Consider the following 15,421-nt stretch of genomic DNA (forward strand, 5'->3'; position numbering starts at 1 on the left):
AAAGTCGAAAAAAATTGATAAAACACCTTTTTTCAACTTTTTTTCGCTTTATTTCATAACATTTACAGGAAAATCACCTAACAATAACTCAACATATTGTTCTAAAAATTCTTGATCTAAAGCATCATAACCTTCGATCACACCACAATCAATATCCAGTACTCCAATCAATTGCCCTTCTTTGATCATCGGCACGACGATTTCTGATTGTGCGGCTGAATCGCATGAAATATAATTTTCGTGGGTTTTCACATTCGCAACGATCAATGTCTTTTGTTTTTCTGCTGCTTCGCCACAAACGCCTTTTCCCATTTTGATACGAGTACAAGAGACTTTACCTTGGAAGGGACCTAAAATCAATTCTTCTCCATCATATAAATAATAGCCGGCAAAGACTGTTTGAGGTAATGTTTCATTCAATAGCGCAGAGGAATTAGCTAAATTGGCTAACCAGTTGTCTTCTGCTTCTAAAAGTCCTTTTTGTTGAAGTAGCAAAATTTCATAAGCATCTCGTTTTTCTTTTTCTGTCCATAACATCCAAACTCACTCCTTCTATGCCCAAAATTATAGCCTAATTCAAGGAGCAATGCCATGATTTGTTTTTCATTCCAAGTGACTAGCTTATTCTGCTTGCTCGATTTCAGCGGCTAGGTCTGCATAGTCGATTTCATTTTGGATAAAAGTCGGATCATTCGTTGGAAAATGTTGCATCAAAGAATCCATTCGACTGATTTCTACTGTTCCCTGCGACACATCAAAATCGAGGATATGTCCCCCAAATGTTTTTTCATCGTCAATAAAATGCAGATGGAAGCCTGCTGCAGCCACCCCTTGAAATAGTTCGGGTGTATAAAAACCAACAATCGTCCCTCGAACATCTGCTCGGTGGAACTCTGGCTGAGATTCTGAGATCTTCGCTAAGCGACGATATGGTTTTTCTTGTTTTGGCATGATCCGGATGTGCATATCTTTAAATAAACCGCTGATCTTGACTGCTAAAAAGAGATTTTTCCCTGCTTCGTCTTTCAGGATCTGTTCTTTTAATGCTTGGCTAGACAGATGATCGACTGCAAATGAACGATCCGCTGAAAATGCGGTGATTGCAGCATAAGGAGTAGACTCTTCTCCTGTCAAATGGATCAACGCGCCATCAGATCTACCTTGATAAGCTTTACCGTCTAAAAATATTACTTCGCCGTCTAACCCATTTAACGTTCCGAGACCCAACGACCCGTATTTCAAGATCTCAGCGATTGAAGCAGTTCCGTCCATCAGACCCGCCATCAGCGCACCTAATGTCCCATGTTGATATAATACTTTCTCTGTCATCTGAACATCCCCTTAGTAAAATTGGTCTGGTAAGATCGTTTCACCTAATTTTTCATTATCTCGATAGTCGATCGGGATATCGATGATGACTGGTCCTTCTGTCGCAAATCCTTCTTCTAAAGCAGATGCCAATTCTCCTGCATTGCTTACTCGCAGACCTTTAGCCCCAAAAGCTTGGGCATATTGAACAAAATCAACTGGACCAAAATCAACCCCTGATGATCGATCATATTTCATGATTTCTTGAAACTCGACCATATTATAACGACCATCATTCCAAATCAAATGAATGATATTCAATTTTTTACGCACAGCTGTTTCTAAATCTTGGGCAGAAAATAAGAAGCCACCGTCTCCTGAAACAGAGATCACTTGTGTATTTGGACGAACTAGTGCAGCAGAGATCGCCCAAGGAAGTGCGACGCCTAACGTTTGCATGCCATTGCTGAATAGTAGGTGACGAGCTTCATAACTTCTGAAGTGGCGGGCCATCCAAATATAATGACTACCTACATCAACGGTAACAGTCATGTCGTCCGTTACTTTTGATTGGAGCGTATTGATTACTTCTAATGGATGTAAGATCCCGTCTTCACTACTGGTTTCACAAATATCTCGTGCTTTCAATTTTTCTTGCAACGTATTCAAATATTCTTGGGCATCTGCTGAAACTTGTGCTTCTTCTAATGAATCTGTCAATAAATCTAGTGTGGCAGAAATATCCCCGATCAGTTCACGTTCTGGTTGCATGTAACTGTCGATTTCAGCTGGTGTTTCATCAATGACGATGATTCTAGCATCTTTTTCTGCATTCCAATTTCTCGCTTCATATTCGATTGGATCATAGCCAATCGCAATTACTAAATCACTCCGTTTTAACAGCATATCTCCTGGTTGATTGCGGAATAAACCAACTCTACCAAAAAAGTGGTCTTCTAATTGACGAGAAATCACTCCGGCAGCTTGGAAAGTTTCTACCACAGGTAATCCTGTTTTTTCAACAAGTTGGCGAATCGCTGCTGTTTCATCTTTACTTGATCCACGCATCCCCACTAACAGTACCGGTAACTTTGCTTCACGAATACGTTCAACCAGATAGTCGATATCTCCTGAAGAAGCTGAGCCTAATTTAGGATCTTGTAATGGTTTGATGACATCACTTTTGACTGGTGCATCCACGACGTCTTGAGGAATACTGATAAAACTAGCGCCTTTTTTCGAACTCTTTGCTAATCGGTAAGCATTAGCAATGATCTCTGAAATTGTTTCTGGGTCTTGGATTTCTGCACTGTATTTTGTGATCGGTTCAAACAACGCGGCATTGTTCATGCTTTGATGTGTTAATTTTAATAAATCACTTCGTTTTACTTGTCCCGCGATTGCTAACACAGGATCACCTTCTGCTGTCGCTGTGACTAATCCTGTTGCTAGATTACTCGCACCTGGTCCACTTGTCGCAATCACCACTCCTGGTTCTCCAGTAATACGACCGATTGCTTGTGCCATAAATGCGGCATTTTGCTCATGACGCGTCACGATCAACTCCGGACCATGATCTTCTAATTCATTGAAGACCCCATCGATTTTCGCTCCTGGAATACCGAATACATAATCGACTTGATGATTGATCAAACTTTCTACTACAGTTGTTGAACCTTGTTTTTCTTTAAACATTTCTTTTGATACAGTTTCTTCACCTTGTTTTTCTTTAATCACTTCTTCTGATACAGTTTCTATACCTTGTTTTTCCTTAACCAACATGAGACATCTTCCTTTTCAAAGCTATTTACATGGTCATTACATAATAAATAGAGATAATATTAATACAGATATTCATACCTGTTACATTTATTAGTCTAGCACTTAATGAGTCATTTGTGTAGTAAGAAGCAAAAAAAAAACATACAATTTTGTCACATGGACAAAATGTATGCTTTTTTATTGAACTTGATAGTTTTTCCCTAAAATGATCAAGTCGATTTCTTGATTCCCCATGTCGGCAATTTGCGGCAAGTGACCCCAAATATCATAACCATTTTTGAGGAACAGTTTTTTACTTGCCTGATTCACGTCAAAAACAAATGCTACTACTTTATGGATCTCAAGGCGTTCCAATTGAGTCTCCACAAAGGCAAGTGCGGCTTTGCCTAAATGGTGGCCACGTGTCACTGGATCTAAATAAATACTGATTTCAGCTGTATGTTGATACGCAGGTCGACCATAAAAATCACTAAGACTGATCCACCCAACGATATGATCGTCGTGATACATCACCCAAAGCGGTCTGGTGTCAGGATGATGCGCTTCAAACCAGGCGATCCTTGAGTCAACCGTTATCGGTTCTAAGTCCGCCGTTGATTGCTTCGATGCGATGGACTGATTATAAATGTCAACAATGCGCGGCAGATCCTCGATCGTTGCATAAGTGTACTGGATATCGATTGGTTTCGCCCCCTTTATTTTTGAATAGTATAACACGTTTTTTATCATCGTTATACAGCAAAAAAAGGGGGATTTCTAAAGAAAATAATTGCACTTTTATTCTATTAGTTATTTGTTTTTCATCCTTTTTGATTGTTGGATGATTTTGAGCGCACGTTTTCGTGTTTTGATATTCGGACTTTTCAAACGTCTATATGCACTTGAAAGATCTTGCTTCTCCATTTTATCCCACCTTTTCTCGAATGTTCATTCCATCCTATTTCACTTCTGTAAATAGCATTTTCTTTCTTAACTTTGGTGAATATTTTTTCAGCGCTAATCGTTCAGGGGTATTTCTTTTGTTTTTACTCGTCAAATAGATTCGTTCACCGGTTTCTTTGCATTCTAATGTAATATTTTGTCGCATCTTTTTTCCTTCTTTCACTTATTTTTTGTGATTCAATCGTGGACTTATTTCGGCCTTTACTCAAATCTTCTACTCGTTACAAATAGTAATGATTACGATTTATGAAAAATAATATACGCTACTCCTTAACTTGTGTCAATAAAAAAAACAAATGAAAATCCACTCAAATGAATATGCACTCATTTTATACAGTGAAAAAATAACAAAAAAACGGTTGATCAATGAAGCTACTGCATACTCCATTGACCAACCGTTTTTTTGTCTTTACTATTAATTAGTGCTTGTTTCTAGTAGTTCAAATAGATCAGCCAGTACCAACTCTGCTTGTGGGTCATCTGCCCAAATACCGACCATACTACCCATCACCGGTAATTCAGTACCGCTAATTACAGTGGATGTCAAAATTGTCGCTAGTGCGTTTTTTGCTGTATCAAAGGAGTAGTGTCCTTGTTCACTTGTTTTTCGACCAATGACCCAATACCAGTGATCGTTTGTATTCAATAATTGATGCCCTTGATCAAGTAAAAATTCAGCAGAACTGACGTGATAGTTGTTCCACCCTGCTGTCCAGTAGGCAATCACTAAGTCTTGATCGAATCGACCAAATTGTTCTTTTTCCTCGTAGTAGATGCCGTCATTAAACACGATCGGAATCATTCCATAGGTTTTGACCAGTTGTGCCAATTGGTTGGTATAGGTGACAAAATCGCGATACTTCCCAGACTGCTGGAGTCCTCGCCACCCGCCATCAGTTAAATCATTGGCAAATTCATCACAACCTATATTGAAGTAACTAGTTATCGTTGAGAAGTAGCTCAGATATTTTTCAAGTAGTACTTTCGTGAAAGCGACCGCTTCTTGATTATCCAAGTCAAGTGTTCGAATCGACGTTTGATAACAAGGGTGTTCGATGCCTAATTGTTGCATTCCTGTTAGAATCGCGTCCATATGTCCAGGGGTATTGATAAGCGGGATCACTTCCATGTTTTCTGCCTTAGTCACACTAACTAACTCTGCCATTTCTGTTTCAGTCAAATAAGTACCATTAGGATCATCATAATACTGTTTTGTTCCTGCAACCAATGCTTCTTTGACTGATTGACTGGAATAAGTTTTTCCTTTGACAGTCAGCGTCATGTCATCCAGTAAAAAGCGTAATCCGTTATTTCCCAGTACAAAAGAAATCGCCGTGTATCGACATTGACTTGCTTTTTTTATGATCTGGATCAATTGTTCTTTCGAAAAATATTTACGTCCATTATCAATCAATAAAACCTTTTTCATCTTTACCTCCACAAAAAGAAATCGTTTACACATTATACAATAAAGTAGCCACAACGAAAATACTCTTTTGCACTTAAATAAAAAATACCCCTCCCAACCAGATTACTCGATCGTTAAGAAGGGAGGTTGCTTATTCAACTGAATCTACACAGAATGCCTTTTCTTTGGCTAAAAAGAACGGACGGAGATAACCGACAGTATTCGATAAAGGCAGTAGTTCTTCACTTAAACGAATATTCAAGACATCTACTAAATATTGCTTACGTCTAACAATCCGCTCCCACATATCTGGATATTGCTCCTTCAGTTTATTTCTCAATCCTTCATCTGCAAGTGCCACACATTCTTCTGCACTTACTCCAGTATATCCTGATACAGAAGGAATAATATCTAACTGGAAGATCATACCACTCTTGATGATTGCTTGCGAACCAGAATAAATGGGTGAGGCTAACCATTCTTCATCCGCCGTCAGGTGTCCTGGATTTAAATGCCAGTGATAGGTCGCTTGTGGCAAGACTGTTTCAATCAACTGATAAAGATCAGCCCCCTTTATTCCGATATGGATAGCTTCTAACCAACTGATGATAGCTGCGTAATAAGGTTTTGCTACGCGATCCAGATAATCGGCTTGTTCTACTGGCAGTTGAGCTTCTTCTTCGATCACAAATCCTGTACGACTGGATAAGCCACCTTTGAAGCCTGTCGTTAATGACAGCGGATCACCTAATTGGATCGTTTTTGCTGTCGGATAAAGATTCGCAAATTCAAAACGGCGTCCAGTTGCAGCAATCGTGATCACTGTATTTGCTTGTCCTTGTCCCTGCAACAACTCTCCGATCTCGGATTCTTTCACACCAGGTTCAATGGCATCCAATGCACGTAACATGCAAGAAGAAGCAAGATTTGCACCGTATTCGTAGTGTGCGATTTCATTTGCATTGTTCGTGACACGTGCCCCTTTCTCACCGATCAATAGATGAGTGCCATTGACGATAGCAGTTTCCGCGGTGACTGCTTGTTTTAGCGCATCTACGATAAAAAATGGCACATCAAACAATTGGCTATTATCTTGTGTCATAGAGGTAAACAACTTCCAACCGACTAAGCCGATTTTCTTTTTCTCTGCCACTTTCAATGAAGCAAAAATAGCTGTCAAATTTTGTTCATGGTCCATTGGTTGATTCGGCAACGAAAACGCTGGATAATGGATTAAATCCGCAGTGATCCGCGCATGTGCATTCATTTTTAGATTCTCATTCCCAAGGATCATCGTGAATTTCCCTGTTTGATCCAACACTAACAACCCTTCTTCAAACCGCGGGATAAAGCCTGTAAAATATTCAAAATTGCCACCATGCTCTTTATCTGCGTAAATCACCAACAGATCAATTGCTTCAAGTTTCATACGTTCGATCGTTTTGTTGATTCGTTCAGTGATCGTTTCCTCTGTTAAAAAGACCGGGGAAACATCTGGAAAAATCGCTGGTTTTGGTATTGTTGTTAACTGGATGTTTTCTTTTTTCATTCATTCTTCCTCGCTTCTATGAGTTCTACATGATTTTCGGCCAGTGCTTTTGCTAATGCTTTGGGAGGCTTTTGATCCGTGATCAAATAGTCAATCGCTGATAAGTCGCACACTTTATAAAAACCAGTTTTATCTAGTTTGGTATGATCCGCTAGTGCGATCACCCTACGTCCTTGTTGGATCATCTGGCGTTTCACTAAGCCTTCTTCCTCCGTATGGATGAACAGACCCTCGTTTGACAACGCAAAAACGCCAAGTAGCGTGTAGTCTGCTTGATAATTTTTCAACTGTTCCACTGTTTCCGTTCCAAATAAAAACAACTGTTCTTTGTGTAATCTACCGGGCAATAATGAAATAGCGGTTTTCGGATATTTAGCTAATAATAAAGCGTGAGATAAAGAATTGGTGACCGCATGGATTCTTTTGTCCGGTAGTTCTCTGATCACTGCTTCCACTGTAGTCGAAGAATCAAAGATGATCGAGGAAGGATCTGCCATTATTTCAAGCGCCTGCTCAGCCATTTGTTTTTTCACATCATTTAGGATCGTTGATCGTTGCTCATAATCAAAGATCGTTGCTTCTTTTTGAATCGCTAAAGCACCGCCATGGGTCCGTTTGATTTGGCGCTGTTTTTCTAACTGGATCAAGTCCCGACGAATCGTATCTTTAGACACATCTAAGCGATCTGCTAAATCTTCGATTGAAGCACTTTTTTCTTGATCAATCAGTGTTTTAATACGCTGTATGCGTTCTTCCTTCAACATGACGCTCACTCCTTTCATCTAAGATACGCTATTTTGCATTATTTTGCAATATTCTGCTGTTTTATTCGTAAAATAAGTGGGCCACTAATTCTCTACCATCTAAAACCGAATAAACGGAAGGAACAGAAGTAACCTCTTCGAAAAATAAGGCGCCAGCCACAAAAATTGGAAGAACAATTTTCGTGGCTGGCGCCTTATTTTTCGAGGCTAAACATTTCGGTACCGACCTCTTAATGGTTGATCGATTCAATTCGCAACAGCTTGCTTTTCTTCAATCGTTTCTAAGAGTCCTGGCAAATCGGAAAAACGATCGATCACATGATCTGCGCCAGCTTCTAAAAATTCTTGCCGCACCCGCTCAAAAAGTTTTTCTTTTTCAGTAGACGACAACTGCTGATACGCATCAAAGGAATAGCCAGCTTGTGAACTTCCTTCAATCACGCCCACAGAAAGGACTCCAGCATTTTTCCCTTCCAAAATATCGGAGATCGTATCTCCTAGTTTTAACACTTCTTGTCTATTTTCCTGTTTAAAATAGTTCAAGTTTGTTAATAGCATTTCTGGAGAGGGACGCCCTTTTCCGTCTACTTCATCTGGCGTGACGATGTGATCTGGTTGATACCCTTGTTCTTTCGCCTTCGCAACAACGATCGCCATCATTTCACTCGTATAACCTGTCGTACTACCGATTTTGATTCCACGCTTACGTAAAGTCGCGACAGTCTCAAGCACGCCCGGTTTCACTTCTGCATGATTTGCCAATTGTTGGAATAATACTTCTTCAAACGTTTCATAGATTGCCTCGATATCACCACTTTCAGGCTGACGCCCGTGAGTTTCTAACCAACTTTCAGCAATTCGAGGCATTTCTAGCATCATTTGGATATGCTCGATTTTTTTCATTCCCATCGGCTCTCTGATTTCTCGTTCAGTCACAGTGATTCCTTGACGTTCAAAGGCTTCTCTAAAAGCAGCCACCGGTGCCATACAACCAAAATCGACTGCTGTTCCTGCCCAATCTAAGATGACAACATTAATCATTCTTTTGTTCCTCCATATATTGCTGGATCAACCCAGCTACTTTTTCAATATCTTCCAGATAGATCTCACCAATATTCCCAATCCGGAAGCAATCAGTATCACTGATTTTTCCAGGATAGATTGCGTAGCCATGTGATTTTAAATAGTCATAAAATGCTTGGAATTCGAATTGGGTGTTCTCAGGATATTTGAATGACGTGATGAAAGGCCCTTGATTCTCACTAACATAGGCTTCAAACCCAATTTCCGCCATTCGTTCACGCAAACGCTCATTGTTCATCTGATATCTGTCATAGCGAGCATCGATACCACCTTCTTCCGCCAACTCTTCTAGCGCTTGCCAAAACGCTAATACAGTATGTGTTGGCGAAGTGAAACGCCATTTCCCATCAATGTCCATCACACGAAATTGATCATAAAGATCCATACTCAACGTGCGTGCTTGTCCGGCACTTTTTTTTAGTAGCTCTTTTTGACAAATCACAAAGCCAAATCCAGGTACTCCTTGGATACATTTATTTGCACTCGAAACAAGAAAATCGATTCCTAACTCGCCAACAGGGATCGGAATGCCACCAAAGCTTGACATTGCATCAACGATAAAACACAACTCGTGGTTCTTTGCCACTGCTGAGATCTCTTCTAAAGGATTCAAAATACCAGAAGTCGTTTCACTGTGGATCATTGCAAGTGTAGTAATATCAGGATGTAACGCCAATAATTCCTCGATTTTTTCAGCTTGTGGTGTTTCATTTTCAGCCACTTGATAAACGACATGATCAATGCCATGATATTCAGCCATTTGTACCATCCGTTGACCATAGGCACCATTTGTACAGATCAGTAAGCGGTCTGTTGAACCAACAACTGAACTTAACACAGATTCAACCGCAAAGCTGCCACTTCCTTGCATCAAAACAGCTGTATAAGCCTCATTGGAGACACCAGCAAGATCAAGCAATCGCTGACGAATGGCTTGAGTGATGACTTTAAAATCATCATCCCATGTACAATGATCGACAAGCATCGCTTCTTTCACTGTACGACTCGTTGTCAAAGGTCCTGGTGTCAGTAATTTGTAATTGATTTTACTGTGATTGATTTCTTTTTTATAGTGTTCGATTACCTTTGTTTTTCCACTCATTTTCTTTCTCCTATTCAACTAGACTGGCATGTTTTTTTAACAGATCTGGGGTTAATGTTTCCGGGAAGACTTTTTGATTTTTGGCAGTTTCAACCCCCGCTAGATCATCTGTTTCATAAAGTTTACTTGGGTAGAATTGCAGTAGATCTGCACGACCTTCTTTGATGATCACATTCAACATTTTTTCAGCTAAAGGATTGGTATCATCTCCTTTATCGATAACTGCTAGTGACTCGGTCAAGGCATATGTTCCTTCACTTGGTTCCACAAAATCGATCGGTAATCCTTCTTTTTTATCTTTGATTGCTTGATGACGTAACCCAAAACCTAATGCCACTTCACCGACGCGGACTTTTTTCAACGGACCCGAACCAGACGCTTCAATATGGTCGCCTACATTGTCATAAATATCGGCTAAAATCGTTTGCGCTTCCGTCTCCCCATATTGATCAATCAATCCTTGGAACAACAACCAAGCTGTTGAGGAATGGTTGATATCAGAAATCGCTAGTTGCCCTTCATAGATTGGATCAGCTAGATCAGCTAAACTTGTCGGTACAGGCAAGTCTGCTTCTTCCATTGCTTGAGTATTGTAGAAAATGACTCCTTCTTGTGTCGTCATCGGTGCTTGGTAATTTGGCAGATCATCAATTGGTTGGACTTCTAATGCCAATTCTTTGAATACCTGTTCATTTTCTTGGACACCATCCAAATAGAACGTACTCATTGTCACTAGATCCGCTTCAATATCTGTGCCTTCTGCCCAAAGTTTACCGCTCAATTCCGAAGTACCGAAGGATTGTAGCAAGTATTGGTTTTCAAATCCATTCGAATCAAGAACATCTTTGATGATTTGAACCGGCTCTTCATCTGCATTCGTGTAGATGATGACTTTCTCTTCGTTACCGTTGGCATTCTCACTTGCGTTTGACGTACTACACGCCCCTAAAATTCCTAAAGCGCTGACGAATGACAGATAAATGAACCCTTTTTTGACTAATTTTTTCATTTGCTTCAAATCTCCTCATGATAGATTGCGCAAGTATTCTTGCGGTTAAATTGATCAACAATAATAAGATGGATAGGATAAAGATCTCAGTGAATCTGCCGAAATGTTGTAATTCTTTGATTTTGGTCGTGATCACCATCGTTCGGGCACTTGTCAAAAACACCACTGCACTGATCGTGACCATCGAATTTGTAAAATAGTAACAAGCCATTTCAACGATCGTCCGCTTTGAATTTGGAAGAATGATTCGAACCACTGTATCAAGCCAGCTATCCCCCATCATCTTCGCTGTATTTTCCCAGTTGGGATTCATTTTTAATAAGGCACTTTTCGCTAACTGATAAGGGGTTGCAAAATAATGCACCATGTTGGCAATCACCAAAATACTGATCGTACTTTGAAGAGTTGTTCCGCTAAACACTAGCAAATAGGCAATCCCTAAAACCATTCCTGGAATCGAATTCGTGACAGAAGCAAGACTGTCGATCATTTTCAGGATCACGTTTTGTTTTGCGGATCTAGCGGTAAAAATTGCTGCTAAATAAGCAATAACTGTTCCAAACAACGCTGTCCATAGTGCAACGAATATCCCTGTATTCAACGTTCTTCTTAAATCAGACGTTTGTAGGAACGCTTCGATATGGCGTGTGGTAAAAGTCATATCAAAAGGCCATCCTTCTACAAAAGGAAGAAGAAACATCACGAGGAAGACTCCTACAATAAACAGGCTGCCAACCGTCAGGCCTAAGCCAAAGAAAAAATCTCTGACAGGGTTGCTTTTTACTAACGTATTTGTCCCTGGGGTTGCATGATCATTTTTTTGGATCTTACGCAAAAACAGAATGCTAATGATCGAAGGAACTAACATGATCAGTGCAATGACGGCTCCTCGATTAAAATCTGGGATCGAACCCATAAAGTACTCATACAATAAAGTCGTGATAAACGGTTCTCGGCCACCCACCGCTACAGGTATACCAAAATCCGTAAAACTCATGAAAAAGGCTTGGACGAAAGCAACACCAAATGTTTTGCCCAAAGGTTGCAGGATCGTGATTTTCAACCCTCTAAAACATCCGTCTCCCATCAATCGCGATACCGTCAAATAGCGTTTATCCAAATAATTCATGGCGTCATTCATCAATAAGAAAGTCACTGGGATCGTATAGATCAGTAACCCCAAGATCACACCTGATTTTCCATAGATCGAAAACAACTCATGACCGACTAGACGTGTCCACAATCCTTGACGGCCAAAAGAATAGATCAACACAAAGCCGTAGGTGATCGTCGGTAATAACATTGGCAATATGAAGCATTTCTCAACGATCCACTTGAACCCCTTAGGTAGATTCGTAAAGTGCATCCCGTAAGCAAACCAAAAACCAAGAAAGGTGGCAAAAAGTGCCGTGATCCCAGCAACGATCAAACTGTTACTTAAAGCATTCAGCCAATCGAAGTCCTTTGCCAGTTCTCGGAACAGCTCAAAAGAAAACCCGCCTTCAACAGTCAACGCTTCTTTCAGAACATTCGCTAATGGATAAAACAATACGAGGACAAAACCAAATAAGATGATGGCTGGTAATAGCGCTTCTATTTTCATCTTTCTCATGAGAAGCGAACCACTTTTTCATGAACTACGCCGGTTGCTTGAGTAAAGATTCGTTCAATATTACGTCGTTTGATTTTTAGCTGATCGACGATAAATGTCTGTACAAAGGGTTCAACCGTATTCGTCACGATTTCTTTCGGTGTACTGTATTGTGCGATCCGACCATCTTTCAAAACCATGATTTTATCAGAAAGGGTCAATGCTTCTTCTGGATCATGTGTGACGATGATCGTTGTTAAGTTTAGTTTTTTGGCAATCAATTGAATGCGTTCTTTGATCGATTCTTTGATGACACCGTCCAATGCACTTAATGGCTCATCAAGTAATAATACTTGTGGTTTCATCACTAGGGTTCGACCTAATGCCACTCGTTGTTTTTGTCCGCCAGATAGTTGGTGGATGCGTTTATCTAGATGATCGTTCAAATCTAATAAATCGATCAATTCTTGTAATTCTTCTTTAGAAGTGATATTTTTTTGTTTTCGCAACCCATAGACCAAGTTCTCATAGGCACTTAAGTTAGGGAACAAAGCATAGTCTTGAAAGACAATATTAAATGGACGTTTTTCCATGACCTGTTTTGTGATATCTTCGCCATCATAAAGTAGTTGGCCGTTTGTCGGTTGCTCCAATCCTAAGATGATGTTCAGTAACGTCGTTTTTCCTGAACCTGAAGCACCAAGTATTGAAACGATCTCACCTTTAGCGATCGATACATTGATTTCTTTTAAAACTTCATGATGATTAAAAGTCTTACTAATACCATCTAGTTTTAACATGCTTTCACTCCTTTGTTCTTTCTATACTGCTAATTGTAGAAAATCACTTTTTACTTCTGATTAACTTTAAGTAAATTATTTGTAGGAATATATATTTTTTGTGTAAATTTTCTAATGATTTTCAGATAAGTATTTCTATAAAAAAAACAGTGGCTTGCTTCAATGTGATATCCTCAGCATTGAAAGCAGGCCACTGTTTCAGTGATTACTTATTAGATCATTTTATTTATCTATTTGATGTAAATTTGGTTCACACATACGTACATGTCTCTTCAACTCTCACTGGAATGAGACATTTCTTCGATTCAACTATCGTTGATCAGCGAGTGTTTCTTCAATATTTTTCACGATATTCTCTACTGTCAAACCATTTTCTGCTAACAGTTCCGCTGTTTCATAGCGATCATGAAAGGCTTTATCTAAACCGTAAGTTTGTACACGGATCGCTGCATCCCCTAAATAGCCAGCGACCATCTGACCGTACCCGCCTTCCAAGATACCATCTTCAAGTGTGACAACTATATCGTGCGTTTCTTTGAGTTCATCAAGTAATTCGGTATCTAAACCTGAAATGTAAGCTGGATTGATCACCGTCGCAGTTAGTTCGAGCTGTTTCTTTAATTCAACCGCCACTTCTTCTGCCAAACCGTAAAAATTACCTACACCCATGATTGCTACTTTTTCGCCTTTTTGGATCACTTTGTTCTTATATAACTGACTGTAATCCGTTCGATCTACTTCACCAGAAGAAGTGACCGGGCCGACTGGTACGCGGATCGCTACTAATTGATCCGTTTGATCGATCGACCATTCAAGCATCGCTAAGTATTCTTCTTTCGTAGTTGGGGCTAAGTAAACTAAATTGGGGATATGACTCAAAAATGGAATATCAAAGATCCCTAAATGACTTTCATCATTCATTCCGTTTACAGAAGCAAGCGTCACGAGAATCGTACCTGACAAACGATTCAACGCTAAGTCATGGGAGATTTGATCGTAACTTCTTTGTAAAAATGGTGAATGGACTGCCCATACAGGTTTCACCCCGCCTTTGGCTAAACCAGCAGTCATCGTCGCCGCATGTTCTTCGGCAATTCCTACATCAACAAATTGTGCGCCGACTTGTTGGCGTTGCTCTGGTGAAAATAGAATCATCGGTGTGCCTGCATTTACTGCCACGACCGTCGGATCTTCCTGCATTTTACCCAATAAGAAGTCTGTTGTTATGCTGCTGTAGGTTTCTGTCCCTTTTGCTCGCAGATACTCACCTGTTTCGAGACTAAACGGTCCACCCGCATGGAACTTTTCGCGATTTTCTTCTGCAAAGGAGAACCCTTTTCCTTTGATGGTATGGATATGCAGGACAACCGGCGCTTGTTGATCTTTTACTTCTTCGAATAATGCGATCAAAGCAGCTAAATCATTGCCTGCGTCAAGATAACGATAATCAAGTCCTAGTGCTTTAAAGAAATTGTTCGCTGCCTGACCATTCGTTTCCCTTAGCTCTTTGAGATTTTTGTAAAGTCCTCCATGATTTTCTGCGATCGACTGGTCATTATCATTGACGATAATGATCGTATTGGTGCCTAGTTCAGAAATATTATTCAAACCTTCATAGGCTAAACCTCCCGACAAAGACCCATCACCAATCACTGCAACGACATTTGTTGTTTCATTTTTCAAATCTCTTGCCTTAGCTAGACCATTTGCTAAAGACAATGAAGTCGATGTATGCCCAATTGTAAAGAGATCATGTTCACTCTCTAATGGGTTCGTGTAACCTGAGACTTCCTGATAATGCGCTTGGTCCAAAAAAGCTTGCGCTCTTCCTGTCAACATTTTATGCACATAGGTTTGGTGTGAGACATCAAAAACAAATTGATCTTTTGGTGAATCGAACACATAATGTAGCGCTACCGTCATTTCAACGACTCCTAAATTGGGGCCATTATGTCCACCATATTGGCTGATTTTTTGCAATAACGCGGCACGTGCTTCCTCTACCACTTGTTGAAGCTCTTCTCGCTTCAATTGCTTTAGATCTTGAGGACCTTTTATTTGTTTTAATAACATGAATTTCCCT

At 40.0% G+C, this 15,421-nt stretch carries 15 protein-coding genes; all 15 read right to left on the reverse strand.

All coding sequences use genetic code 11. The features are described 5' to 3' along the window. Positions 1-48: 48 nt before the first annotated feature. Positions 49-537 (reverse strand): GAF domain-containing protein, encoded by a 489-nt coding sequence (locus tag CUS89_RS02770; RefSeq protein WP_104870953.1) that lies wholly within the window; start codon positions 535-537, stop codon positions 49-51. 84 nt (positions 538-621) lie between these two features. Next, the gene (budA, locus tag CUS89_RS02775; RefSeq protein ID WP_104870954.1) at positions 622-1,329 is read right to left on the reverse strand and encodes an acetolactate decarboxylase; all 708 of its coding nucleotides are present in this window, start codon (positions 1,327-1,329) and stop codon (positions 622-624) included. A gap of 12 nt (positions 1,330-1,341) precedes the next feature. Then, positions 1,342-3,003: an acetolactate synthase AlsS gene (alsS, locus tag CUS89_RS02780; RefSeq protein ID WP_104870971.1), complete on the reverse strand. Its 1,662-nt coding sequence runs from the start codon at positions 3,001-3,003 to the stop codon at positions 1,342-1,344. 264 nt (positions 3,004-3,267) lie between these two features. Then, the gene (locus tag CUS89_RS02785) at positions 3,268-3,819 is read right to left on the reverse strand and encodes a GNAT family N-acetyltransferase (RefSeq protein WP_104870955.1); all 552 of its coding nucleotides are present in this window, start codon (positions 3,817-3,819) and stop codon (positions 3,268-3,270) included. 60 nt (positions 3,820-3,879) lie between these two features. Then, entirely contained in the window at positions 3,880-3,993 is a 114-nt protein-coding gene (locus CUS89_RS02790) for a putative metal homeostasis protein (protein WP_104870956.1), read from the reverse strand. Between the two features lie 34 nt (positions 3,994-4,027). Then, complete coding sequence (rpmG, locus tag CUS89_RS02795) at positions 4,028-4,177, reverse strand: 50S ribosomal protein L33 (RefSeq protein WP_071866836.1); 150 nt, start codon at positions 4,175-4,177, stop codon at positions 4,028-4,030. Between the two features lie 270 nt (positions 4,178-4,447). Beyond that, positions 4,448-5,461, reverse strand: coding sequence for a family 20 glycosylhydrolase (locus CUS89_RS02800; RefSeq protein WP_104870957.1), 1,014 nt, complete (start codon positions 5,459-5,461; stop codon positions 4,448-4,450). A gap of 130 nt (positions 5,462-5,591) precedes the next feature. Next, positions 5,592-6,989 carry a M24 family metallopeptidase gene (locus CUS89_RS02805; protein WP_104870958.1) on the reverse strand — a complete coding sequence of 466 codons (1,398 nt, stop codon included), beginning with the start codon at positions 6,987-6,989 and terminating at the stop codon, positions 5,592-5,594. Continuing rightward, entirely contained in the window at positions 6,986-7,753 is a 768-nt protein-coding gene (locus CUS89_RS02810; RefSeq protein WP_104870959.1) for a DeoR/GlpR family DNA-binding transcription regulator, read from the reverse strand. The genes CUS89_RS02805 and CUS89_RS02810 overlap by 4 nt, the downstream gene beginning before the upstream one ends. Positions 7,754-7,999: 246 nt before the next feature. Next, positions 8,000-8,794: a phosphonoacetaldehyde hydrolase gene (gene phnX, locus CUS89_RS02815; RefSeq protein WP_104870960.1), complete on the reverse strand. Its 795-nt coding sequence runs from the start codon at positions 8,792-8,794 to the stop codon at positions 8,000-8,002. After that, a complete protein-coding gene (phnW, locus tag CUS89_RS02820; protein WP_104870961.1) occupies positions 8,787-9,938 on the reverse strand; it encodes a 2-aminoethylphosphonate--pyruvate transaminase in 1,152 nt (383 codons plus the stop codon). Before phnW ends, phnX begins: the two co-directional genes overlap by 8 nt. Positions 9,939-9,948: 10 nt before the next feature. Next, a complete protein-coding gene (locus tag CUS89_RS02825; protein WP_104870962.1) occupies positions 9,949-10,947 on the reverse strand; it encodes an extracellular solute-binding protein in 999 nt (332 codons plus the stop codon). Then, the gene (locus CUS89_RS02830; RefSeq protein ID WP_104870963.1) at positions 10,874-12,559 is read right to left on the reverse strand and encodes an ABC transporter permease subunit; all 1,686 of its coding nucleotides are present in this window, start codon (positions 12,557-12,559) and stop codon (positions 10,874-10,876) included. The genes CUS89_RS02825 and CUS89_RS02830 overlap by 74 nt, the downstream gene beginning before the upstream one ends. Further along, a complete protein-coding gene (locus tag CUS89_RS02835; RefSeq protein ID WP_104870964.1) occupies positions 12,556-13,338 on the reverse strand; it encodes an ABC transporter ATP-binding protein in 783 nt (260 codons plus the stop codon). The genes CUS89_RS02830 and CUS89_RS02835 overlap by 4 nt, the downstream gene beginning before the upstream one ends. Positions 13,339-13,647: 309 nt before the next feature. Next, positions 13,648-15,411 (reverse strand): 1-deoxy-D-xylulose-5-phosphate synthase, encoded by a 1,764-nt coding sequence (locus CUS89_RS02840; RefSeq protein ID WP_104870965.1) that lies wholly within the window; start codon positions 15,409-15,411, stop codon positions 13,648-13,650. Positions 15,412-15,421 lie beyond the last annotated feature (10 nt).

Source organism: Enterococcus mundtii (assembly GCF_002947535.1).
Taxonomy (GTDB): Bacteria; Bacillota; Bacilli; order Lactobacillales; family Enterococcaceae; genus Enterococcus_B; species Enterococcus_B mundtii_B.

Coding starts and splice junctions, on each gene's coding strand:
- phnX (WP_104870960.1), bottom strand. CDS start 8,794: ATGATTAATGTTGTCATCTTAGATTGGGCAGGAACAGCAGTCGATTTT.
- CUS89_RS02805 (WP_104870958.1), bottom strand. CDS start 6,989: ATGAAAAAAGAAAACATCCAGTTAACAACAATACCAAAACCAGCGATT.
- alsS (WP_104870971.1), bottom strand. CDS start 3,003: ATGTTTAAAGAAAAACAAGGTTCAACAACTGTAGTAGAAAGTTTGATC.
- CUS89_RS02785 (WP_104870955.1), bottom strand. CDS start 3,819: ATGATAAAAAACGTGTTATACTATTCAAAAATAAAGGGGGCGAAACCA.
- CUS89_RS02800 (WP_104870957.1), bottom strand. CDS start 5,461: ATGAAAAAGGTTTTATTGATTGATAATGGACGTAAATATTTTTCGAAA.
- CUS89_RS02770 (WP_104870953.1), bottom strand. CDS start 537: ATGTTATGGACAGAAAAAGAAAAACGAGATGCTTATGAAATTTTGCTA.
- CUS89_RS02830 (WP_104870963.1), bottom strand. CDS start 12,559: ATGAGAAAGATGAAAATAGAAGCGCTATTACCAGCCATCATCTTATTT.
- CUS89_RS02835 (WP_104870964.1), bottom strand. CDS start 13,338: ATGTTAAAACTAGATGGTATTAGTAAGACTTTTAATCATCATGAAGTT.
- rpmG (WP_071866836.1), bottom strand. CDS start 4,177: ATGCGACAAAATATTACATTAGAATGCAAAGAAACCGGTGAACGAATC.
- CUS89_RS02810 (WP_104870959.1), bottom strand. CDS start 7,753: ATGTTGAAGGAAGAACGCATACAGCGTATTAAAACACTGATTGATCAA.
- budA (WP_104870954.1), bottom strand. CDS start 1,329: ATGACAGAGAAAGTATTATATCAACATGGGACATTAGGTGCGCTGATG.
- CUS89_RS02840 (WP_104870965.1), bottom strand. CDS start 15,411: ATGTTATTAAAACAAATAAAAGGTCCTCAAGATCTAAAGCAATTGAAG.
- CUS89_RS02790 (WP_104870956.1), bottom strand. CDS start 3,993: ATGGAGAAGCAAGATCTTTCAAGTGCATATAGACGTTTGAAAAGTCCG.
- CUS89_RS02825 (WP_104870962.1), bottom strand. CDS start 10,947: ATGAAAAAATTAGTCAAAAAAGGGTTCATTTATCTGTCATTCGTCAGC.
- phnW (WP_104870961.1), bottom strand. CDS start 9,938: ATGAGTGGAAAAACAAAGGTAATCGAACACTATAAAAAAGAAATCAAT.